The organism is Pseudomonas sp. KB_12 (genome assembly GCF_052114545.1).
GTDB lineage: Bacteria > Pseudomonadota > Gammaproteobacteria > Pseudomonadales > Pseudomonadaceae > Aquipseudomonas > Aquipseudomonas brassicacearum.
Genome location: NZ_JBFREY010000014.1, coordinates 109,910 through 130,081, shown reverse-complemented (window position 1 = coordinate 130,081; position 20,172 = coordinate 109,910). Strand labels below are relative to the sequence as shown.

The following is a 20,172-nucleotide window of genomic DNA, read 5'->3' as shown; positions in this document are numbered from 1 at the left end:
CGTGAGGCTTGTCTGGCCTTGCGACCAGACAGCCTCACACGCCTGTCACGCCAGTTTGAAAGGCAACTCACGCAACGGTTTCCCCGTCAGGCTCGCCAACGCGTTGGCAAAAGCCGGGGCCAACGCTGGCAGGCCGGGTTCACCCATCCCCGTAGGAGGCTCGGCGCTGGGCACGATGTGGACGGCAAATGTCGGCATGTCGGTAATGCGCGGCACGCTGAAGTCAGCAAAATTGCTCTGCTGCACCACGCCATCTTTCAGGGTGATCGCGCCACCTGGCAGGCACATCGACAATCCCATCAGCGCCGCGCCCTGGACCTGGGCCTCGACACTGCGAGGGTTGACCGCCAGGTTGCAGTGCACACCGGCCGTCACGTTGTGCAGCACCGGACGACCGTCCTGCACCGAGGCTTCGACGACGTAGGCCACCACCGAGCTGAACGACTCGTGGACCGCCACGCCCCAGGCATGGCCCGCCGGTAACTGGCGCTTGCCATACTCGCTCTTGTCCACGGCCAATTGCAGCGCCTCGCGATGGCGTGGGCTCTGCTCGCCAAACAGCTTCATCCGGTAAGCCACTGGATCCTGCTTGGTCGTGCGGGCAATCTCATCGATCAGCGTTTCCATCACAAACGCCGTATGGGTGGAGCCCACGCTGCGCCACCACAGCACGGGAACGTTGAGCTTGGGGTGATGAACCGTCAGCCGCATGGGCACCGGGTACGGATTGCGCAGGCCTTCCGTGGCGGTCGGGTCGATACCGTTTTTCACCCGCCCGCCAAACACGGTGCCGGTGATGATCGATTGACCCACCAGGGCGTGGTCCCAGGCGAGCACCTTGCCGCTGTCGTCAAAACCGATGCGCGCACGGTGCAAGTGCATGGGCCGATAGTAACCGCCCTTGATGTCGTCCTCCCGGCTCCAAAGAGTGCGGATAGGGGCGTTGACCCCGGCGGTGCGCGCGGCCTTGGCGACCTCGCAAGCCAGTACGACAAAATCGTTGGTGGGCACGCCGCGCCGGCCAAAACCACCGCCGGCGGTCTGCACGTTCACCTGGATCTGCTCTGGCTTGAGGCCCAGCACCTTGGCGGCCGCGGTACCATCACCGCCGGGGAACTGCGTACCGACCCACAGTTGAGCACCATCCCCGGCTAGCTGCACGGTGCAATTGAGCGGTTCCATGGGGGCATGGGCGAGGTAGGGGAACACGAACTCGGCGTCCAGTTGATGCGGCGCGGTGGCCAGTGGCGTCATGTCGGCATCAAAGTGCAATGGGCCGGGCTGGCTGGCCAGTTCCCGGTATTGAGCCAATTGTTTTTCGCTGTCCACTTTTTCCACGGCGGACGTGTTCCATTCCACCTTCAGTGCATCGCGTGCCAGCTTCGCCTGCCAGTAACTGTCGGCAACCACCGCAACACCTTCGGCACCGCCGTCCAGTGGTACGCGCACCACGGCCTTTACACCTTTCGTGGCACGTGCCGCGCTGTCATCCAGGGATGCGATTTTGGCACCGAACACCGGCGGTCGGGCGACGACAGCGGTGAGCTGCCCCGGCAGATGCATGTCGATGCCAAAATCCTGCTGGCCGCTGCTCTTGGCCTTGGCATCGATACGGGTGGTGGCCTGGCCGATGATGCGGAAGTCCTTGGGATCCTTGAGCGTGATCTGCTCGGGCACCGGCATCGCCATCGCGGCTTCGGCCAGTTCGCCGTAGCTCGCTTTACGGCCTGCCGGGCCGAGTACCGTGCCGGCCTGGGTGCTCAAGCTTGCCACGTCGACGTTCCAGCGTGCGGCGGCGGCACTCAGCAACATGGCGCGGGCACGGGCGCCGAGTTCGCGGTACTGGGTATAGCTGTTCTTGATCGAGTTGGAGCCGCCGGTGAGGTGGATGCCGAAGGCCGGGTCCATGTAGGCGGCGTCACTGTTGCCGTTGCGGCTGCGGACCAGGCTCCAGTCGGCATCGAGCTCTTCGGCAAGAATCATCGGCAAGCCGGTCTGCACGCCCTGGCCGAACTCCAACCGGTTGATGGTCACCGTGACCTCGCCATTGGGCGCGATCTGTACGAATGCGGAGGGTTGCTGGGTTGGCTTGAGCGGCGCTGCGGCGGCGCCATTAGCCTCCTGGGCCAGGGCCAGGTGTGGAAACGCCCCCAAGGCCAGCCCGCCGATGCCGACGATCTTGAGAAAGCTGCGGCGCGGCAGCGTAGCGGGGCCGTCAGCCTCGTCGCGTTCAAGTATGTGTTGCAAGGCGCGAGGCTGCTCGTTCGGAAAAATCTCGTTCAACATGGTCAGCTCCGATCAGGCAAGGGCTTTGGCGGCATCAGCCACCGCAGCGCGGATACGGGCGTAGGTGCCACAGCGGCAGATGTTGCCGGCCATGGCCGAGTCGATCTCGGCGGCCGTAGGCTGCTTGCCCTTGGGCTGGGCCTTGAGGAAAGCGGTGGCGCTCATGATCTGGCCGCTCTGGCAGTAGCCACATTGCGCCACGTCATGCTTGACCCACGCTTCGTGCACGGCGCTGCCAACCGGGTCGCTGCCGTTGGTTGCCGCTTCGATGGTGGTGATCTTCTTGCCTTCGGCGGCGGCGATGGGCGTCACGCAGGAACGAATGGCCTGGCCATCCAGGTGAACGGTGCAGGCGCCACACAACGCCGCACCGCAGCCGAACTTGGTGCCGGTCATGCCCAGCGTGTCGCGCAGGGTCCAGAGAATCGGGGTGCTTGGGTCTACGTCGACCGTGTATTCACGGCCGTTTATGTTCAGGGCGCTCATAGGGGGACCAGCTCCAGATGGTTTGGCTCTGGTTAACTATAGAAAGCAATATTTGGGGCAGCTTGCACGATTCGGGCTGATGCTTGCCCGATCCTGCGAATCCGTGCGCGGATGACAACTCACCCTCATTGGGTGCGCCTTGCAAACCCGTACCGACTGGCAGACCACACCACCGCCAACGTCAGCAGCAGAAGAATGACCAGGACCGGCGCAAACGCAACGACACCCAGGTGATCGAGCAGGAGACCTCCCACGATCCCGCCGCCGGCAATGGCGACGTTCCAGGCCGTGACCAACATCGACTGGGCGAGATCCGCTGCCTCTGCGGCCGTCTTGGCGATTGCCGTCTGGAACAACGTCCCGGCCCCTCCAAAGGCGATTCCCCAGGCCGCTACCGCGATATAGATCGCGGCAGGGCTGTCGCTCATGACGCCTAGCGTCAGTGCCGAGATGGCGAACAGCGCCGTGCTGGCAAGGGTCAATGCCCGTAGATGGCGATCGATCAGCACGCCGACGACCCAGATGCCCAGCAACGATGCGACCCCGAAGACCAGCAGGACTAGGTCGGTCCGCTCGCCCAGGCCCGCCGTCATCAGGAACGGTGCGATGTAGGTAAAGAGGATGTTGTGCGCCAGGACAAAAGCCAACACCACGAACAACACCGAGCGAACGCCCGGTAGGGTGAAGACCTGGCCCAAGGCAAGGCGTTTGCCGGTGGTTTGCCCAGGAAAGTCAGGCAGCTTGAGTCGTACCCAGACCATCAAGGCGACGGCGAACAGGCTCATGATGGCGAAGCTCATTCGCCAACCGATCAAATTACCGAGCAAGGTGCCGGCCGGTACGCCCAGGGATAACGCCAAGGGTGCGCCCACCATGGCAATCGCAATCGCCCGGCCTTTCTGGCTCTCGGGCACCATGCGGGCGGCATAACCGGCCAACAAGGCCCAGAGCAGCCCGGCCGATACGCCACCCAGCAAGCGGGCGAAGATCGTCAAGCCATAGTGGGACGAAAGCGTCGTGACCGTATTGGCAACGGCAAAACCGGCAATGGCCAATAGCAAGAGCGACCGGCGCCGCATGCCTTGGGTCGCAGCCGTCAACGGAATAGCCGCCAGCAAGGAACCTATTGCGTAGACCGTGACCAACTGGCCGGCGAGGGCTTCGGAGATCGCCAGCCCTTCGCTGATCTGTGAGAGAAGGCCGGCGGGCAAGGCTTCGGTGAGGATGGTCACGAACGCCGCCAGCGCGAGGGCAAACAGTGATCCGATGGGGAGCGGCGCAGCGTCGTGAACGACCTCGGCATCAGCGTCGATATGGGTATTGGCAATCGTCATGTGTCACCTGCCTGGAACGCTTCTGAGCCGCCGGATAGCGGCGTCAATCGCAGATTGATAAGTGCCGACTACGGTAAGTGCCCCTCCTTGGCGAGACAAGAATGCTAGAGTGCGCAACACATCGGAAAAAATGTCCGCAATTGGAGCCTGGCGTGGAATCATTGAGCGGAATTGATTTTTTTGTTCGCGCGGCTGAAACCCGCAGTTTTTCAGAAGCGGGCAGGGCGCTTGGCATTTCGTCTTCGGCGGTGGGCAAAAGCGTCGCCCGGCTCGAGGAGCGGCTGGGTGTGCGGTTGTTTCATCGCAGCACGCGCAGTATCACGCTGACGGCGGAAGGGGCGCTTTTCCTTGAGCGTTGCCGGCGCATTCTCTGCGAAGTCGAAGCGGCTGAACTGGAGCTGTCGGAAACTCGCAAAGCGCCACGGGGCAAACTGCGGGTGAGTTTGCCCCTGGTTGCTGATTTGGTGATGCCGACGCTGATCGCCTTCATGCGCCGCTACCCCAGTATCGAACTGGACCTGGATTTCTCCGACAGGTTGGTGGACATCATCGAGGAAGGTTTCGATGCGGTCATTCGAACTGGAGAACCGAACGACTCCCGGCTGATGTCCCGCCCGTTGGGCCCGTTCAAGCTCGTTGTGGTCGGTTCGCCCCGGTATTTCGCCGAACACGGTACGCCGCAGGTGCCAGCGGATCTGCTGCGCCATGCCTGCCTGCTATACAAGTTTCCCAGCACTGGCAGGATGCAGGTCTGGCCTGTCAATGGGGAAGGACAGCCCGATCTCAACCTGCCGGCCACCCTGGTCTGCAACACCACCGAGGCGTTGCTGTACGTCGTGCGCGATGCATTGGGGATTGCCTGCGTGCCGGATTTCACCGTGCGCGATGCCATCGCCAGCGGTGAGCTGGTCACCGTCCTCGACGACTTCAATCGGCACCAGAACACCTTCCGCATGCTCTGGCCTTCAAGCAAGCACCTGGCGCCGAAACTGCGGGTGTTCATTGATTTCATGAACAGTGAGTTGTTCAAGTGACGTTTGGAAGCTTTTGTGGCGAGGGAGCTTGCTCCCGCTTGAGTGCGCAGCGCTCATCTTTTTTTGGGGCCGCTGCGCGCCCCAGCGGGAGCAAGCTCCCTCGCCACAGGATCGTGCTGTTCTCGAAGTTCTTGTGGCTCTGTAGCTGAACCACCGCCTTCGCGAGCAAGCTCGCTCCCACAGGAGGAGTGTGCTGGTCCTAGCTGCAGTCTTTCTGTTTGCACGGGTGCGTTTCCCGGGAGCGCCACTCCTTGACCAGCTGTTGCCTCGGTCGGGCGTAGCGCTCCTCCAGGATAGCCACCTCGACGATCCGGTCCGTTCGGAATAAACGATAGTCGCCACGCAGCTCACACCAGCCGGCGATATAGCGCTGCGATTCGACAAACCCCAGCATGATCGGCCAGAAGGTTCGCTGCGTCTGCTCTCCATTCTCGTCCTTGTAGACGATCCGCATTTTTCGCTGCTCGCGAAGCGCCAGCCGGACCTGCGCCAGATCCAACGCAGCCGGCGCGCCTTGATTGCGACTGACATAGATCGTGTCGTTGTCCAATGTTCGCCGCATGTGCGGCGGCAGGACACTGTCGATTTTTGCCAGGGCGTTTTGAACGGCGCGGGCTAGGCCTTCATCGGTTTGGCGGCTGACCCACTGTGCGCCGGCCATCAACGCCTGGATCTCTTCCTCGGTAAAACTCAACGGCGGCAACAGAAAACCCGGGCGCAAAATGTAGCCAACGCCGGGTTCGCCAACGATGTCCGCCCCCATCGACTGCAGCGTGATGACGTCCCGCCGGATGGTACGCAACGACACATTCAGCTCACGGGACAGCGTGACACCGGAAACCGTCCCGCGATGGCGCCGAAGGACTTGCATGAGGTCGAATAATCTATGGCTTCTTGACACGCTTCAGTCCATCGCCACGAGGGCCTTGCCACGGAGCTTCCTGCCGCCCTCGATGGCCGCGATAAGCTGGATCGCATCGCCGAGCGGCACCACCTCCGCCACAGGAAGCCGGAAGCTGCCATTCTGGGCGGCGCGGGCGAGCGTGTCGAGGACGTCGGGGCGCGGTGTGCAGATGACCGGTTTCAAGCGCTTGTCAAAGAACGAGCGAATGAACTTGCCAGGGCTTGGGTCCAGGTCCAGCAGTACGCCATCTTTGCGCAGCAGGCTGAAGCCGAGCGACAGGGGCATTGTGGCCGCCGTGTCATACACCACATCGAAACGTTCCTGTAGCTGGGAGAGATCGGTTTTGCGATAGTCATGAACCGTATCGACCCCCAGCTGCCGCGCCCGCTCCAGCGTCTCTTCACTGCAAGAACCGGTGACAGTGGCCCCCACCATGCGGGCTATTTGCACGCAGGCTTCACCGACCGCGCCACTGCAACCGTTGATGAAGACACGCTGGCCCGCGCTCAGCCCGGCCTTGTCCCGCAGCCCGTTCCAAGCGGTCATTCCCGGCGTCCCGAGGCAAGCGGCCTGCTCGAAGGAGACGTCATCGGGTTTGCTGGCCTGCAGCGATTCCTTCGTGACCACGGCTTGCGCCAGCGCACCACTTTCCTTGAAGCGAGCGAGACCAAAAACAGCATCACCCACTTTAAACCGCGTCACGTCGCTGCCCACCGCCATGACGGTGCCGGAGAAATCCATCCCCATGGCCCGGGGGAAGGCCCTGCCCGTGACGATCTTCATCTGGCCGCCGCGCAACTTCCAGTCGATAGGATTGATGGCAGCGAAGCTGATTTTCACAGCGACTTCGCGCGGGCCCGGTGAAGCCAACGTGAATGACTCGAGTTTCATCACATCCGGTCCGCCGTAATTGTAATACTGGATACGCTTCATAGCTGACGCTTACTCTGGATGATTGATGAGATAGAAGTAGGGCCGGGGGCAGGGGCGCTGTTTCCAGCGCATCGTTGAGCCTGCGGCCAATCACTTCACTCTAACCATCGACAGGGTCAGTTTTTGTCACCATTGTTTTTCCGCAGGTCACCTGCCTGGCACGGGAAGACATCGTCCCGGTTTCACTTCGAACTCAGTTGGATCGGCGTCGTCTCGATCAATTGCCTGGAGAGGATCATCGACTGGGTTTGCTCTACGTACCGTTTGAAATGCGCAGACCCGATGTGGGAGAGGTAGGCTTGCTCGTCAGCGTAGATTTCGAAGAAATGGAGCATGTGAGGGCGGTCTTTATCCGCCACCGAATAGATGGCAATCACCCCGGGTTCCACGCGCGCGGAGATCTCCATCTCTTCCTTGACGATCTGGGTATAGCGTTGCAGTTGCTCCGGATCGATCTCGAGCTGTGCGACACGCACCACCACCGTGGATGGATATGTCTGCGCGCTGGCCCCGCCGGATGCAAACAGGCAAAGCACCATCGCGCACTTGGAAAACCACTGACGAATGTTCATGACAAACTCCTGGCAAGGGCTGGGTAAATTCAATGACTCACCCACGGGCGACACGCTGTGGGCGACGATTTCTCTGGCTCACAGCTTCATGATGTCCGGCAGTCGGCTGGCCAGCACATCAATGATGTGCCGCAGCCGCATGGGCATTTGCCGCATCTGGGGTGAGACGGCATGACAATCCATCGTGGTGGGCGGATGCGTTTCCAGCAGTTGAACGAGAGCGCCCGAGCGCAAGCGATCACGCACCAGCCATGAAGGCAGCCAGCCAATGCCCATGTCGGCCTCGACCGCATCGGCGATCAATGAAAGGTCATTCAAACGAATACGCGGGGAAAGGGACACCGTCTTGAGTTGGCCATCGGTGTCCGTAACGGCCCAGGGCTGCGTGTAATCGCGCCGGTGATACAGCACCGCGTCGTGACCGAGCAATTCTGGCAGGCTGTGGGGCTGCCCGTTTTTGGCCAGGTAACCGGGTGATGCGCAGAGCAGTTTTTGCTGGACCGCCAGATGTTGTGTACGTAGGCCGCTGAGTTGCGCCAGGGGGCCAAAGCGAATCGCCAGATCGAAGCCTTCGGCGATCAGGTCTACGGACTGGTCGCTGAAGTGCAATTCAAGTTCCAGCTTGGGATGTTGGCGGGCCTGTTCCAGCAGGATCGGGCCGGCACAGTATTGGCCGAACAGGACCGGCATCGTCACGCGCAGGCGCCCCGTGATCTCTTGCTGGCCCGACTCCAGCAGGGACTGAGCCGAGCGGACTTCTTCCAAGGCGCGCAGGCAATGCTCGTAATACACCTGGCCAGCCTCGGTCAGGCTTTGGGTCCGGGTGGTCCGATGGAACAGGCGAACGCCCAGCCGCTCCTCCACCCGGCCAATCGCTTTGCCCACCGCCGATCGCGTCAGCGACAACTGTTCAGCCGCGCGGGCAAAGCCGCCAGCGTGAACGACTTCGACGAACAGTGCTACGCCGTCCAATGGATCTCTCATACGGCCCTGGCTCCTGGATTGGTTCCCTTGATTCAACTTTATGGAGAAAAAATATCGTTAATGGTGATTATTATTCCACTATAAGCTACAGGTTCATTGATATTGGTGTCCAGGCGGAGCCAGTGCGTCGATTCCACTGCGCCTAAGCCCTGCACCCGACCAAGGAGCCGCCCCATGAAACTGCTTTGTCTCGACATTCCTCAACCTGGCGCCAGTCTTGAGAAATATCAGCCGCATCTGTTCGACGAAGCCCGACACGCCTGGCAGCTCTACAAGGGCGGCATCGTGCGCGACTTCTATTTTCGCCAGGATCGCCCAGGTGTCGCGATCATCGCTGAGGCCGACACCGTGGAATCCGCGAGGGCGGCATTGAACGAATTCCCCCTGGTCAAAGCGGGGCTCATCGACTGGGAAATCATTCCCCTCGGACCCTTCATGAACTGGGAAATGCTCTTCGCGCCTGGTAACGCCTGACGCTTATTGCGGCGCAGACATCGTGATGAACGCGCCTGTCTTCTTCGTCTCAACCAAGAGCCCGAGACCATGAACAAACAAGCTTCCGAGCTCAAACCGGTCCTTTTCGTCGTTACCAGCAACGCGGTGAAGGGCGCTTCCGGCATCCCCACCGGCTTCAACCTGGCCGAGGTCACTCATCCATTGGAGAAGCTGCAGGAGGCGGGCATCCGTGTCGAACTGGCCTCCATCAATGGCGGTGCCGCGCCCTTGGACGGGCTGGAGGATATGAATGATCCCGTCATCGCCCGCTATTGGGCCGATGCGGATTTCCGGCATGCGCTTGAGCACACCTTGCCCATGAACGAGGTAGATCCATCACGCTATTCGGCCATTTTCTTCGCCGGTGGTCACGGCACGATGTGGGACTTTCCTGATAACCCTGCCGTACAAGCGGCGATCCGCGAAATCGATGCGGCCGGCGGCATCGTTTCGGCGGTCTGTCATGGGCCGGCGGCCTTGGTCAACGCACGTCGTGCCGACGGCAGCCTGCTCGTGGCCGGTAAACGGGTCGCAGCTTTCACTGACAACGAGGAAGAAGAAGTGCAGTCCACCCACGTTGTGCCATTCCTGTTGGCGTCGACGCTCAACAGACGCGGTGCGCATCACCAGCTGGCGGCGAACTGGGCCGACAATGTGGTTGTCGACGGTCGCCTCATCACCGGTCAAAACCCGCAGTCCGCCGCCAGCCTGGGCGAAGCACTGCGAGATGCCCTGTTAGGGTGATGACCTGTAACCATGCAAGGGGTGCGACATGAGACTGATCTGTGTTGAAGAGCACGTACTCGACCCCGCCATGGGCGTCGCCACGCAGGCGCTCGTGCAGGCCGAGGCACCCTATCTTTCGGGTTGGGGCAGTCGGGTGATCGATGGTGTACAGGTAGCGGACCTTAGTCGGCCGCATGTTGTTGCGCCCAACGAATCAGCGCGCCAGGCGCTGGAAACAGGCCGGTCACGCTTGGCCGATATGGACGCGGCAGGAATCAGCATGCAGGTGCTTTCCTATGGCGGGTTTCCTCAGCTATTGCCCGCCTCGCAAGCCATTGAGCTGTGTCGTGCCGCCAATGACCAGCTGGCAGAGACGGCGCATGCTCATCCCGATCGTTTCAGCGGTTTTTCCACGCTCCCGTGGCAAGCACCCGAGGCGGCGGCGCGTGAGCTGGAGAGGGCGGTGACGGAGCTGGGCCTCAAAGGCGCGCTGATCAACGGTCGGCCGGGGGATACGTTCCTCGACGACGCCCGTTATGCCCCGATTCTTGCCGCCCTCAATGAGTTGAAGGTTGCGTTGTACGTCCATCCGGGTCTGCCACTGCCTGCCGTTCAAACGGCGTATTACGGTGGGTTCGAGCGTGAACTCAGTGCACGTCTTTCGATGTTTGCCTGGGGTTGGCACAACGAGGCAGGTATTCAAGTCGTGCGGATGTTGCTCGCGGGCGTGTTCGACCAGTATCCCCATCTGCAAGTCATCAGTGGGCACTGGGGCGAAATGGTGCCGTTTTTCCTGCAGCGCCTGGAGGACGCTATTCCCCAGGATGCCAGCGGCCTGAAACGTCCCATCGGGCAGACTTACCGCGAGCATGTCTACGTTTCGCCCAGTGGCATGCTCACGCTCCCGCATTTCCAGTTCATTCACGCGGTCATGGGCGCTGAGCGTATCCTGTATTCCATCGATTATCCCTACCAGAGCCTGGATGGCGCCCGCGCTTTCCTCGAGAGCCTGCCCATCACTGAAGCGGACAAGGCACTCATCGCTCACGGTAACGCCGAGCGCTTGCTGGGCCTATGACGCGAATCGTGGCGAATGCCTGGGGGCGCCTGTTCAGGTCAAGGGGCCTTGTTCTCGACCAGGCAGTTTCCGCCATCCACCACCATGACCTCCCCAGTGATGTAGCTCGCCTCTGAAGACGCAAGGAACGCCACCAGTGCAGCGACCTCTTCGGGACGTCCGGCGCGGCCCATCGGCGTGTAACCGGCCGCTTTGGCTTCTTCTGTGGTGGTCGAACCTGTGGTGATCCAGCCGGGAGCGACGCTGTTCACCGTGATCCCTTGCTGGGCGACTTCCAGCGCCAGGCTCATGCTCATTCCAACCATCGCGGCCTTCGCGGCGCTGTAGGCCGCTTCACCGGCGTTACTGCAGCGGGTGCCGGTCGTGGAGCTGATGTTGACGATGCGCCCGTAACGGCGCGCCCGCATACCAGGCAAAACAGCCCGTGTCAGCAGAAAAGCCGTGGTCAGGTTTCGCGCCAGTGTCAGGTTCCAGGTGTGCAGGTCCATGCTTGCCAAGTCGGAAAAAAACTCCGGGCTGCCTTGCATGGCCATGCCCGCGTTGTTGACCAGAATATCGATCTGTCCCAAGAGGGACTCTGCCCACACCATAAACTCACGGACCTGGTTTTCATCGGTAAGGTCGAGGGCCCGGCCTTCGACTTCGAACCCTTCGGCACGCAGTTCTGCAACGCGATCATTGATTCGCGCACTGCTGGCGGTGACGATCAGTCTGGCACCTGCAGTACCCAGTCTGCGGGCGATGGCCATGCCGATTCCGATCTCGCTTCCAACCCCACTGATGAGTGCCACGGGGTTCTGTCCGGTTGGGTTTGGCATGGTGTCTCCAAAGGTTGAAAGTGATGATTAGGTGTCGGAGCCTGAGTTGCGCCTGCCACTATAAACACCCGGATCAACGCCCGAACACCCCCGGCCTTCCCAACAGCTGCTTTTGCCGCCAGGCCGGCGCGCTCGTGGGGAAAAGCACTTCGTTTGGCCGATAGCGGGCGATGCCGCAGGCGGCAGCGATGCGCTGGCGTTGTTGGCCTCGGGCAAGGGCTTGCTGAAAACTGCTTTCACTCTGGGGCTGTCCCAGCACATAACCGACGCCCGCCTGGAAATCGCCACCGTGGGCCTGCCACCAGGCGGTGATTGACTGTGGGTCGGGCCAGGGGAGATTTTCGTCGGGGTCCATCGCCACGTTGGGGTCTTGCGGGTCATCGTTCGGGCCCACATCGAAATCCGGCAGGGCCTGCAATTCGAGGTCGAGTAGCGCCAGGTCCGCACCGGTGATCAGGCTGAAGGCTTCACCGGCGACCCGTGCATAGGGCAGGTCGCTCATCTGCTGGATCAACCACGGTACGCAGACCGGATCGCCCAGCAGCCCTAAGGCCTCGATGCCGATGCGCCGATCCCGGGGATCCTGTACCAACTGGCGTATCCAGGCGACGCTGGGCTCGCGTTCCTGCCAGGCCAGCAGTACGCAGAGCGCGCGGTACTGAAACTCGCCCGGTTGTTCGGCGAATGAGCGCAGAGGCTCCAAGGCCTGCTGATCTCCCATTTGGGTGGTGGCCCAATTGGCCCAGAAGCGCGCGGCGGCGTCTTCATGCTGGCGGTGGGCACGAATCGCCGGTAGCAGGTCACGCCGACGCAGCTCGCCAGCCGTGCGGGCGGCACGTGCTAGCACGCTGGGGTCGGCGTGGGACAGTTCGGTCAGCAGGATAGGGCCGGGATCCTGGCGATGCATGCCGCAGGCCGCCAGGCCGAGGCGGCGGAACAAGAGCTCGGGGGAGGCGAGCATGCGCTCGATCCAGGGCGATACACGCTCCCAGTCGAGCCACCCCAGGGCCATCAGGTAACCTCGTTCAGTTTCCGTGGCACTTCTTAAGTGCTCGCTGAGCCGCGACAGCACCTTCGCATTGGCCGCCTCGAAGGCCAGCAGCACACTGGCGAACATCTCGCCGACGGTGTGCGGGTCGAGCTGGGTCAGCAGAGTCTCCAGGCCTGTTGAGCCGGCAATGCGCAGGCCATCGAGATGAGCGTCGATGCGTTCGTCCAGTTTGCTGAGGTCATCAAGGTCATAGTGGGGCGCGCGCACGGCGTGATCGTGCAGGAGGATGAGGAAGCAAGCTTCTTCGGCGTGTTGCTCGATCATTGATGAGATGGGGACCATGACGTCTCTGTCTTGTTACGGCACCAGGTTTCCAAAGAAGTAACGTTTACCGACTTCAAAGTGCAGGGGAGAGGCCATGTATCGGTCCAGGATAGCGGCCGCATTCAGCGGTTGAAACTCGCCGTTTTTTCCGTAGAAGCTGGAACAGTCGACGCCGGAATACACCTCGAATTTACGCCTCCAGATGAGAAAGTTGCTCCAATCGATCCATTCGTCAGTGCCTGAAGGAACCAGGGACTTTCTCATGACCCAGACTTGTTTGTTCATGTCGACGGGCATCCCCCCGGAGATTGAGCAGCGGTCGCTGCCATAAGCGTTCTGCAGTTCGCTAAGTCGTGAATCGACAGCCGCTTTGTATTCGACTTCGTTCAGGCCACTGTCAAAGAACTCGGGCTCGTTTTCGATGGGGTCAAGAAGATTGGTCAAGTTGGCTTCCACGGCGGCTCGGTCGGCCCGACGTGCAAACGTACGCCATGCCTCAACCATGAAAGGTATCAGCCACAGCACACCGGACCACTGGGCTGCCAGGCACGCCTCGATGCGAAGGTAGGTGGGGCCTTCGAGTATGAGCTCGGCAAGGAAATCCAGGTCAGTGTCGAGCCCAGCATCAGCGGTCAGACCGAGACAGGCCGATACCAGCGTTGGATCGCAATCGGGGTCCACTATCCATTTGCGCAGTTGGGCTACGTGGCTGTAGTCGCCATGCTTGGCCTGTTCCAGAATCGCAGCAAGGGCAATCCACGGGTCATCGTTCATCCAGCCGTCAGGTGACAATACTTCTGCCGGAGCGGAGCCACTGTAGTGATATCCACGGCCCTTCCAATAGAAGCTGTCTTGAAGGAAACCGGGTCTTTGGGTGTACTTGTAAATAGAGGCTTTCATCATTCGGGCCTTGGAAAACTATTGATGCGTGTCTCTTGAAGTGCACTCAGCTCTCCTTCGAGCTTCTCACACTTCTTGCCAGTAGGGGCGAGATTCCCTTGCCCGGACGGACAACCACCGGCTGCCTTGGGGACTCTATGTGCCACTGGCTCTCCTTGGCCCACTTCTGGTTTCCAACGCATATAGCCTGGCCGGTTAATTGCCCAATCATTTTCAATGTTGGCTTTCTCTCGTTTGCTCGTTACGTAGTACTTATTGCATCCGCTCGGTTGCTTTCCGGCAGGTGGCAACAGGTGCCTGCACTTGGAGTTGGCCCGGACTTTGGCGAGGACGGCTGCGTTCTTGGGATTTTGTGCGGTGCCGTAGAACTGGTCTTCCGTCATGTACTCCCCGTTCGCTTGAGCCTTGGAGTGCGCCGCGCCGCCACAACATTCACATTTATGTTTGCCCGGCACTTTGGAGTCTTGTTGCACCGGACTGTATTTGGCAGTGTTGACCATGGGCACAGCCGCATTCGCTGCGGGGCTGGCATGATTCGATGTGGTGAGATCGGTATGTCGATCTACGTTCTGACCTTCGAAAAGAACATCCATTGACCATGAAACAAAATAGGTCTTGCCGGTGATGACGTGGGTGATGACACCGGCACCCTGGCTTCTTGTGGCGGCTTCATCGCCCAGCGGTGAGGTTTTATAAAAGGAGCGATTTTTTAACATGATCTCCTTGTTTTCGATCTTGACGGTCTTGCTACCTTTCTTCATATCCTTGGAAAACGAGGTGTCCGGATAGGGCACCGGGATGGGCCCCCCCGGAGGCGGTGGTGGCGTCAGGCAGACATCCGGGAACGCCGCGATGACCTTGCCGCCACCTGCTTTGCATGCGATCTCATCGCCGTTTGCGTAAACGTCGCAGCTCATAGGCCGCCCTCTGGCTGGCTAAGGTCGCGCACGACGGCGGCCGCGCGTGCACCGGCCAGGGCACTGCTCAGACAGATCGCGGTGGTTCCCGGTGCATAGCCTTTGCGAAACGCCTGGTCGGCGAGTATCAATTGGACGATTCCAGCAATGGCCCCGGTGTCACCCATGGCCTCAGCCCAATGCCACAGTGGCTGATCCTCTTTTCGGACTGTCCGAAAAAGCCGGGCCTCCATTAACGGAAGTTCCTTGAACCCGTATTGCTCTCCCGTGACATCGGACAGGCGCAGATCAATTTCATGCAGACCCAGTTTGGCCTGTGCGAGCGCCGTACGAGCGGCGTCGGTCAACCCGCCTGCTCGCAGGGGTTTGCTCGACAAAAGAGGCGCCTCTTCTTGCCCAAAGCCCAGGCCTGAGATTTGCAAGCAGGTGCCAGGTTGCCGATAGGACTGAATCAGGATGGCCGCAGCCCCTTCGCCAGGAAACAAGCCGTCATTGTGAGTGGCCGTTTTCAGCCGGCGATGTTCGTCCAGCCACTGCAGCGTCAAGGCGCTGAGCAGCGAGTCAACACCCGCCACCACACAGGCGGGGACCCGTGTTTCCTGCATTAATCGACTGGCTTCATGAAGTGCATGCATGCCGGCAACGTGGCCGGAGGGGATGACCCTGGAATGCGTTGGATGGAACTGTATGCCCAACTTGGAAGATACGTCCTGTATGACGGCCTGGGCTATTTCCCTGATATTGATTCCGGGGCGCTCCGGTTCAGCCAGGCACAGGAGAAATGGCACTTCTGTCCAATCCAGCTTCGGCGCACCCTGTATCAACTCGACCAGTGCATGCATCATGAGCCCGGACATCCGCACTGCTGCCGGCAGAGCCAAGTCAAGGCTGGGCACCGCCGCGCCGATGATGGGTTCGCACGCGTTGTCAAAAAACGGCAGTTCCTGGAGTGCTGACAGCCCGGCGCGCTTGGCAGCACAGGCGCTGGCGACGCATAAGCCCACGGGACACGCCATGCCCATGCTGGTGACGAAGAGGGGGTGCCCCTGCATGGACGTCATATCTCCTCTTCCGCGGGAGGATAGGCTTCCTTTGTCCACGCGATGAGTTGAGCCAATGACTTGAAGTGTTGTTTTCCTCGCATGCGTTCTTCGTTGGCCTTGGCCTGTTCGAACTGATCGGCGGTTTGCCCGACGATGACCTTGGCCACTTCCTTGATGTTGCGCCCGAGGGGCGAAGAGGCTCGCCATGTCAGCGTCAGGCGATTCGCGTCAGGTTCAAGAATGACTGTGTCGACCACGGCGGCTGCCTCCCGTGTGCTGTCGTCGTGAAAAACGACAAGCATCGCCAGTTTCAGGTTTGCCGGAAGCCTGAATGCCGAGCGGCCTTTATCGCTCAGGTTAAGCAGCGCGACTTCTTCGCCCCCTCGGGGATAATCGATTTGCTGGTCCTCGGGTGCGCATTGGAAATAGCGCAAGTCAAAATCTTCGGGAAGAAATGGAAATTGATGATCAAGCCACGCCTGATCATAAGTGCCGGCCCATTGGATACGCTGCCGCCATGCCCGACCAATCGGGCCAAATGCCATTGGCTTGTAATGTTCGTGGGGAGCGGTGACCGGCCTGTCCAGTTCTTCGGTATTTGGGAGCGGCAAGCCATTGGTCTGGGCACTGCTTGCTGCGGGGTAAAATCCGGCGCCAACCGGGTTCCATGGGTACCATTTGTGTTTGGCCGGGTCTGCATTCGTGCGATCCACGCCGCCAAAAGCCTGCGCGTAGGTAATCGGCATTGTGGTGAATGGAACAGGTTTGCTTATCGAGTGTGAGAGGGCGCTATCCTCATAGATTCGTGCCCCAATCACTTTGAATGCTTTGACGAGAGTCCCCACTTTCAGCGCTACGTTCACCTCCGTCGCCGGCTCTCCATTGGGGGCGTGGCAGTGACCATTGAGCAGAACATCGCAGCGGGGCTTGTGCAGCGCAAAATCGTTTTCGTATAACGCGGCTGATTCGCAGGGCTCCCCTGGGAATACATCGGCCATGATCAGCGGAACCTGTTGTTCGAGCAGGCGCGGCGGATGTCCAGGGTGATCTGGAATGCCGTAGGTTCCTTTCGCCACCACAACCAGCCATTCACGACCCGTTTTATCGGTTGAGGTCGTATAGCCGCCGACGAGGCGGGTCTTGTTTACCAATTCCATGGCGTCACTGCCTCAGTTGATCTGCACCGAACCGCCCTTGATGCGGTTTACACCAGATGATCGGCTCGAGAGGTAGGCCCCTCGGATCAACACCTTGCCTTCGCGCGTGAGGGTAATGCTCGCCTTGCCGCAGCGCAGGACGATCTCCCGTTCTGCGGTGAACTCCAAGCGTTCGCCGTCCAGGTGCGCGACGGCGGGCGTCGTGGTTTGCGGCAGGCGCTGGATACGGCCGATCACCAGTGGCCGGGCCAGGTCGCCGGCCTCGAACATCAGCGCGACCTGGGCGCCAATGTCCTCGCGGCTGAGCGGTGTGGTGGTGCGTGCGGCGAGGCCACCGTCAGCAGGGCAGCCGGGAAATGCCACGACCGGTGCGTCGGCCTTGGGCACATCCAGCAGCAGGCCGATCACGACGCCATCCACGCGCGTCGGCGCAGCGGAGGAGGCGGGCAGGTAGTATTCGACAGTCATCGCACACGCTCCATGGCTAGTTCTGCAGAATCTTCTGGCCTTTGACGACCACATTCTTGCTGGCCTTGATCTTGATGGCGCCGGAGCCGTCGATGGTGATGTTTTTGCCGCTGATCATGATCGTGCCGTCCTTCTTCATGGTGATGCTGGCGTCGCCCGTGGTCAGGCTGATGGAGTCGCCGGCGGTGAGGGCAAAGTGCTTGCCCACGTCCAGGCTGTCGTTCTGCTTGATGTTGGTGGTGCGGTTCTGGGCGACGTCGCGGGATTCGTTCTGGCCAATCTGGGTGCTCTGGTTGCCGCTGATCTCGATGCCTTCGTTGCCCTGGACCGTTTCGTTACGGTTGCCGGTGATGCTGATCGTTTCGTTGCCGCCCACGTCCTCGGTGCGGTTGCTGGCGATGCTGATTTTCTCGTTGGCACCGACTTTTTCCGTGCGGTCGGCACCGATGGTGATGGTCTCGTTACTGCCCACGCTCTCGGTGCGATTGGCGCCAATGGTGATTTTCTCGTTGCTGCCGACATCCTCGGTACGGTTCACACCGATGGAAATGGTTTCGTTATTGCCGACCTTTTCCTTGCGATCCACACCGATGGTGATGGTTTCGTTGTTGTCGACGGTTTCGGTGCGGTCGTGTTTGACGTGCACGGTTTCGTCGTTATCGATGGTTTTGCGGCGGTCATGGCCGACCCAGTGGGTCTCGTCGTTCTCGACTTCGATGTCCTGGTTCTTCTCGGCATGGATAAACAATTGCTCGGCGCCTTTCTTGTCCTCCATGCGGATTTCATTGAAGTTGGCCGGTGAACCGCCCTTGCTTGAACGGCTTTTCGTCCCGCTCTGGGTGGCATTGGCGGGCAGCGCGTAGGGCACAGTCTGTTCGGCGTTGTAGACGCGGCCAGTGATGATCGGCCGATCCGGATCGCCCTCAAGGAAACTGACGATCACTTCCTGACCGATCCGCGGGAGCTGCACGGAGCCCCAGTTCTTGCCGGCCCAGGCCTGGGACACACGAATCCAGCAGGAGCTGTTTTCGTTGGACTGGTCATGGCGATCCCAATGGAAATGCACTTTGACCCGGCCATACTGGTCGGTCCAGATCTCCTCGCCGCTGGGGCCGACCACCACGGCAGTCTGCGGCCCGCGAACAATGGGCATGGGCGTGAGGGGCAGAGGGCGGAAGGACTGGCTGGCATCCATGCAGTCCAGCTCGCTGACGAACTGTTCGGCGACGTCCGACTGGCCGCTTTCATAGGCTTCCTGACGGATCTGATAACGGGCGACCACCACCAGGTACTCGCGGTTCTGGTCTGCACGGTCGTATCCCGTCAGCGTAAACACATGACCGCAACCGATTCCGCGGGCGCGACCGCGTAATTGCACACGCTCGAACTGGCTGTGAATGGCTTCGATGCGGGTACGCGCGTAGTGATCGCCGTCGTTGCTCTGGACGTATTCACCCGGGTAGTCGTAGAGCGGGTAGTCGGCGTTGGTGTGGGTGCGCGGCACACTGGAACGCACCTCAAGGCTGGCACGTGGGCGCAGGAAGTCATAGTCGTTCAGCGCCAGCGAACCGGGTTGCACTTCCCGCGCCAGTTGCCAGTCGTAGAAATGATCGCGCTCGCGCATTTGCCGATCAGGTGGATAGAAGGGCACCGAGGCATAGTCTGGCGCCGTGGTGTGGGCGCCATAGGCGTCGGCCAACACCAACACATGACGCGCCTCTTCATGGCGAAAGAAGTAATAGATACCTTCCTGCTCCATCAACCGGCTGACAAAGTCGAAGCTGGTTTCGCGGTACTGCACGCAATATTCCCACTCGCGGTAGCTGCCGCTCAGGCTGTCCTCGAAATCGGAGAAGCCGAGGTCGCGGAACACCTGCTTGATGATGTCCGGCACCGTCTTGTTCTGGAAAATCCGGCAGTCGGAGGTGCGCGTGAGCAGCCAGAACCAGGGCCGTAGACTGACGCGATAACCGGCGAACTGGCCATGCCCGGTCAGTTGCCGGCAACTGCAGACGATGCCGTGGAAGTAGCGTTTGCCACCGTCGTACAGCTCCAGGGTCAGGCCCATCGGCTTGCCCAACAACTGGTCGAACGTGATCGCCCGGTCTTCAGAAGTGAGATCCAACTCGTAGTGGAACAACCGCCCCAGCTCTTCGCTGCCTTCCATGCTTTGCAACAACAGGACATCGCCGCCGAGAGGACTGTCGACCTGCACCAAACGGTTGTTTTGCGTGATTGCCATGAACGGCTTCCTTTGGCTCGTGTTCGGGCGTCAGTTGGCCGTCGTAAAGAAGGTGGCGTCGCACGCATAGTCGTCGCCATAGGGGATGCCAGGGGGAATCGAGTCCAACACTTGCTGTACATCCACCACAGGGGGATCTCCTTATCGGTCTTGCAGTCTTCAATCAAACTGAACGTACGAGCAGATCCTTATGCTGCGGATTAGCGTGTGTCCGAAGCCATTTGATGGCGTTTCCGAGCCGTCGGATACGTTCCAGCATCCAGCTCGAATTGGCAGATGCTGAGGTCAAGATAGGTGACTGAAAGGGCGTTTGCTTAGTTTCGTTGGCTATATATACGATTATTAAATCGAATAACCAGGAAAGGTACTGACGTCAAAACTCCCGGCCAAAGGCTGCCCATCCGGCGCCGTTGCAGCGGATGGCACTGCTGGACCGTACAACACTTTGAACGTCTCCCCCCACACAGCCTCTGACACTCA

19 protein-coding genes are annotated in these 20,172 nt (G+C 60.5%); 4 read left to right on the top strand and 15 right to left on the bottom strand.

Features of this window, described 5'->3' with window-relative positions:
• Positions 1-45 precede the first annotated feature (45 nt).
• From AB4Z20_RS13800 to AB4Z20_RS13790, 3 genes are all read right to left on the bottom strand, one after another.
• Positions 46-2,286: a molybdopterin cofactor-binding domain-containing protein gene (locus tag AB4Z20_RS13800; RefSeq protein WP_442090108.1), complete on the bottom strand. Its 2,241-nt coding sequence runs from the start codon at positions 2,284-2,286 to the stop codon at positions 46-48.
• 12 nt (positions 2,287-2,298) lie between these two features.
• The gene (locus AB4Z20_RS13795; protein WP_003201837.1) at positions 2,299-2,772 is read right to left on the bottom strand and encodes a (2Fe-2S)-binding protein; all 474 of its coding nucleotides are present in this window, start codon (positions 2,770-2,772) and stop codon (positions 2,299-2,301) included.
• 125 nt (positions 2,773-2,897) lie between these two features.
• The gene (locus AB4Z20_RS13790) at positions 2,898-4,106 is read right to left on the bottom strand and encodes an MFS transporter (RefSeq protein WP_442090107.1); all 1,209 of its coding nucleotides are present in this window, start codon (positions 4,104-4,106) and stop codon (positions 2,898-2,900) included.
• Between the two features lie 152 nt (positions 4,107-4,258).
• Between AB4Z20_RS13790 and AB4Z20_RS13785 the strand changes: the two genes are divergently transcribed.
• Entirely contained in the window at positions 4,259-5,140 is an 882-nt protein-coding gene (locus AB4Z20_RS13785; protein WP_442090106.1) for a LysR family transcriptional regulator, read from the top strand.
• 199 nt (positions 5,141-5,339) lie between these two features.
• Here AB4Z20_RS13785 and AB4Z20_RS13780 read toward each other — a convergent pair whose 3' ends face one another.
• From AB4Z20_RS13780 to AB4Z20_RS13765, 4 genes are all read right to left on the bottom strand, one after another.
• Entirely contained in the window at positions 5,340-6,041 is a 702-nt protein-coding gene (locus AB4Z20_RS13780) for a helix-turn-helix transcriptional regulator (protein ID WP_258687847.1), read from the bottom strand.
• A gap of 3 nt (positions 6,042-6,044) precedes the next feature.
• Positions 6,045-6,977, bottom strand: coding sequence for an NAD(P)-dependent alcohol dehydrogenase (locus AB4Z20_RS13775; protein ID WP_442090105.1), 933 nt, complete (start codon positions 6,975-6,977; stop codon positions 6,045-6,047).
• 182 nt (positions 6,978-7,159) lie between these two features.
• On the bottom strand, positions 7,160-7,549 hold the full coding sequence (locus AB4Z20_RS13770) for a putative quinol monooxygenase (RefSeq protein ID WP_258687851.1): 390 nt from the start codon (positions 7,547-7,549) through the stop codon (positions 7,160-7,162).
• 78 nt (positions 7,550-7,627) lie between these two features.
• Positions 7,628-8,533 carry a LysR family transcriptional regulator gene (locus AB4Z20_RS13765; RefSeq protein ID WP_253474784.1) on the bottom strand — a complete coding sequence of 302 codons (906 nt, stop codon included), beginning with the start codon at positions 8,531-8,533 and terminating at the stop codon, positions 7,628-7,630.
• Positions 8,534-8,707: 174 nt separating this feature from the next.
• Between AB4Z20_RS13765 and AB4Z20_RS13760 the strand changes: the two genes are divergently transcribed.
• From AB4Z20_RS13760 to AB4Z20_RS13750, 3 genes are all read left to right on the top strand, one after another.
• Positions 8,708-9,007, top strand: coding sequence for a superoxide dismutase (locus AB4Z20_RS13760; protein ID WP_253474787.1), 300 nt, complete (start codon positions 8,708-8,710; stop codon positions 9,005-9,007).
• A gap of 69 nt (positions 9,008-9,076) precedes the next feature.
• Entirely contained in the window at positions 9,077-9,772 is a 696-nt protein-coding gene (locus AB4Z20_RS13755) for a type 1 glutamine amidotransferase domain-containing protein (protein ID WP_442090104.1), read from the top strand.
• A 28-nt stretch (positions 9,773-9,800) separates the two neighbouring features.
• Positions 9,801-10,832, top strand: coding sequence for an amidohydrolase family protein (locus AB4Z20_RS13750; protein WP_442090103.1), 1,032 nt, complete (start codon positions 9,801-9,803; stop codon positions 10,830-10,832).
• Positions 10,833-10,870: 38 nt separating this feature from the next.
• Here AB4Z20_RS13750 and AB4Z20_RS13745 read toward each other — a convergent pair whose 3' ends face one another.
• The 8 genes from AB4Z20_RS13745 to AB4Z20_RS13710 form a co-directional block, all read right to left on the bottom strand.
• Entirely contained in the window at positions 10,871-11,650 is a 780-nt protein-coding gene (locus AB4Z20_RS13745; RefSeq protein ID WP_253474793.1) for an SDR family NAD(P)-dependent oxidoreductase, read from the bottom strand.
• Between the two features lie 73 nt (positions 11,651-11,723).
• Positions 11,724-12,983, bottom strand: a complete 1,260-nt coding sequence (locus tag AB4Z20_RS13740) for a TIGR02270 family protein (RefSeq protein ID WP_442090102.1) — start codon at positions 12,981-12,983, stop codon at positions 11,724-11,726.
• A gap of 15 nt (positions 12,984-12,998) precedes the next feature.
• Complete coding sequence (locus AB4Z20_RS13735) at positions 12,999-13,865, bottom strand: hypothetical protein (protein WP_253474799.1); 867 nt, start codon at positions 13,863-13,865, stop codon at positions 12,999-13,001.
• On the bottom strand, positions 13,865-14,782 hold the full coding sequence (locus AB4Z20_RS13730; protein ID WP_301300437.1) for a DUF4150 domain-containing protein: 918 nt from the start codon (positions 14,780-14,782) through the stop codon (positions 13,865-13,867). The genes AB4Z20_RS13735 and AB4Z20_RS13730 overlap by 1 nt, the downstream gene beginning before the upstream one ends.
• On the bottom strand, positions 14,779-15,843 hold the full coding sequence (locus AB4Z20_RS13725; RefSeq protein WP_320388590.1) for a 3-oxoacyl-ACP synthase: 1,065 nt from the start codon (positions 15,841-15,843) through the stop codon (positions 14,779-14,781). The genes AB4Z20_RS13730 and AB4Z20_RS13725 overlap by 4 nt, the downstream gene beginning before the upstream one ends.
• Positions 15,840-16,982 carry a DUF2169 family type VI secretion system accessory protein gene (locus tag AB4Z20_RS13720; protein ID WP_442090101.1) on the bottom strand — a complete coding sequence of 381 codons (1,143 nt, stop codon included), beginning with the start codon at positions 16,980-16,982 and terminating at the stop codon, positions 15,840-15,842. Before AB4Z20_RS13720 ends, AB4Z20_RS13725 begins: the two co-directional genes overlap by 4 nt.
• A 12-nt stretch (positions 16,983-16,994) precedes the next feature.
• The gene (locus tag AB4Z20_RS13715) at positions 16,995-17,450 is read right to left on the bottom strand and encodes a DUF6484 domain-containing protein (RefSeq protein WP_024618952.1); all 456 of its coding nucleotides are present in this window, start codon (positions 17,448-17,450) and stop codon (positions 16,995-16,997) included.
• Between the two features lie 16 nt (positions 17,451-17,466).
• Positions 17,467-19,692, bottom strand: a complete 2,226-nt coding sequence (locus AB4Z20_RS13710; RefSeq protein ID WP_253474807.1) for a type VI secretion system Vgr family protein — start codon at positions 19,690-19,692, stop codon at positions 17,467-17,469.
• Positions 19,693-20,172: the final 480 nt, after the last annotated feature.

Coding starts and splice junctions, on each gene's coding strand:
- AB4Z20_RS13795 (WP_003201837.1), bottom strand. CDS start 2,772: ATGAGCGCCCTGAACATAAACGGCCGTGAATACACGGTCGACGTAGAC.
- AB4Z20_RS13720 (WP_442090101.1), bottom strand. CDS start 16,982: ATGGAATTGGTAAACAAGACCCGCCTCGTCGGCGGCTATACGACCTCA.
- AB4Z20_RS13750 (WP_442090103.1), top strand. CDS start 9,801: ATGAGACTGATCTGTGTTGAAGAGCACGTACTCGACCCCGCCATGGGC.
- AB4Z20_RS13745 (WP_253474793.1), bottom strand. CDS start 11,650: ATGCCAAACCCAACCGGACAGAACCCCGTGGCACTCATCAGTGGGGTT.
- AB4Z20_RS13775 (WP_442090105.1), bottom strand. CDS start 6,977: ATGAAGCGTATCCAGTATTACAATTACGGCGGACCGGATGTGATGAAA.
- AB4Z20_RS13735 (WP_253474799.1), bottom strand. CDS start 13,865: ATGAAAGCCTCTATTTACAAGTACACCCAAAGACCCGGTTTCCTTCAA.
- AB4Z20_RS13710 (WP_253474807.1), bottom strand. CDS start 19,692: ATGGCAATCACGCAAAACAACCGTTTGGTGCAGGTCGACAGTCCTCTC.
- AB4Z20_RS13730 (WP_301300437.1), bottom strand. CDS start 14,782: ATGAGCTGCGACGTTTACGCAAACGGCGATGAGATCGCATGCAAAGCA.
- AB4Z20_RS13715 (WP_024618952.1), bottom strand. CDS start 17,450: ATGACTGTCGAATACTACCTGCCCGCCTCCTCCGCTGCGCCGACGCGC.
- AB4Z20_RS13755 (WP_442090104.1), top strand. CDS start 9,077: ATGAACAAACAAGCTTCCGAGCTCAAACCGGTCCTTTTCGTCGTTACC.
- AB4Z20_RS13760 (WP_253474787.1), top strand. CDS start 8,708: ATGAAACTGCTTTGTCTCGACATTCCTCAACCTGGCGCCAGTCTTGAG.
- AB4Z20_RS13800 (WP_442090108.1), bottom strand. CDS start 2,286: ATGTTGAACGAGATTTTTCCGAACGAGCAGCCTCGCGCCTTGCAACAC.
- AB4Z20_RS13790 (WP_442090107.1), bottom strand. CDS start 4,106: ATGACGATTGCCAATACCCATATCGACGCTGATGCCGAGGTCGTTCAC.
- AB4Z20_RS13740 (WP_442090102.1), bottom strand. CDS start 12,983: ATGGTCCCCATCTCATCAATGATCGAGCAACACGCCGAAGAAGCTTGC.
- AB4Z20_RS13770 (WP_258687851.1), bottom strand. CDS start 7,549: ATGAACATTCGTCAGTGGTTTTCCAAGTGCGCGATGGTGCTTTGCCTG.
- AB4Z20_RS13725 (WP_320388590.1), bottom strand. CDS start 15,843: ATGACGTCCATGCAGGGGCACCCCCTCTTCGTCACCAGCATGGGCATG.
- AB4Z20_RS13765 (WP_253474784.1), bottom strand. CDS start 8,533: ATGAGAGATCCATTGGACGGCGTAGCACTGTTCGTCGAAGTCGTTCAC.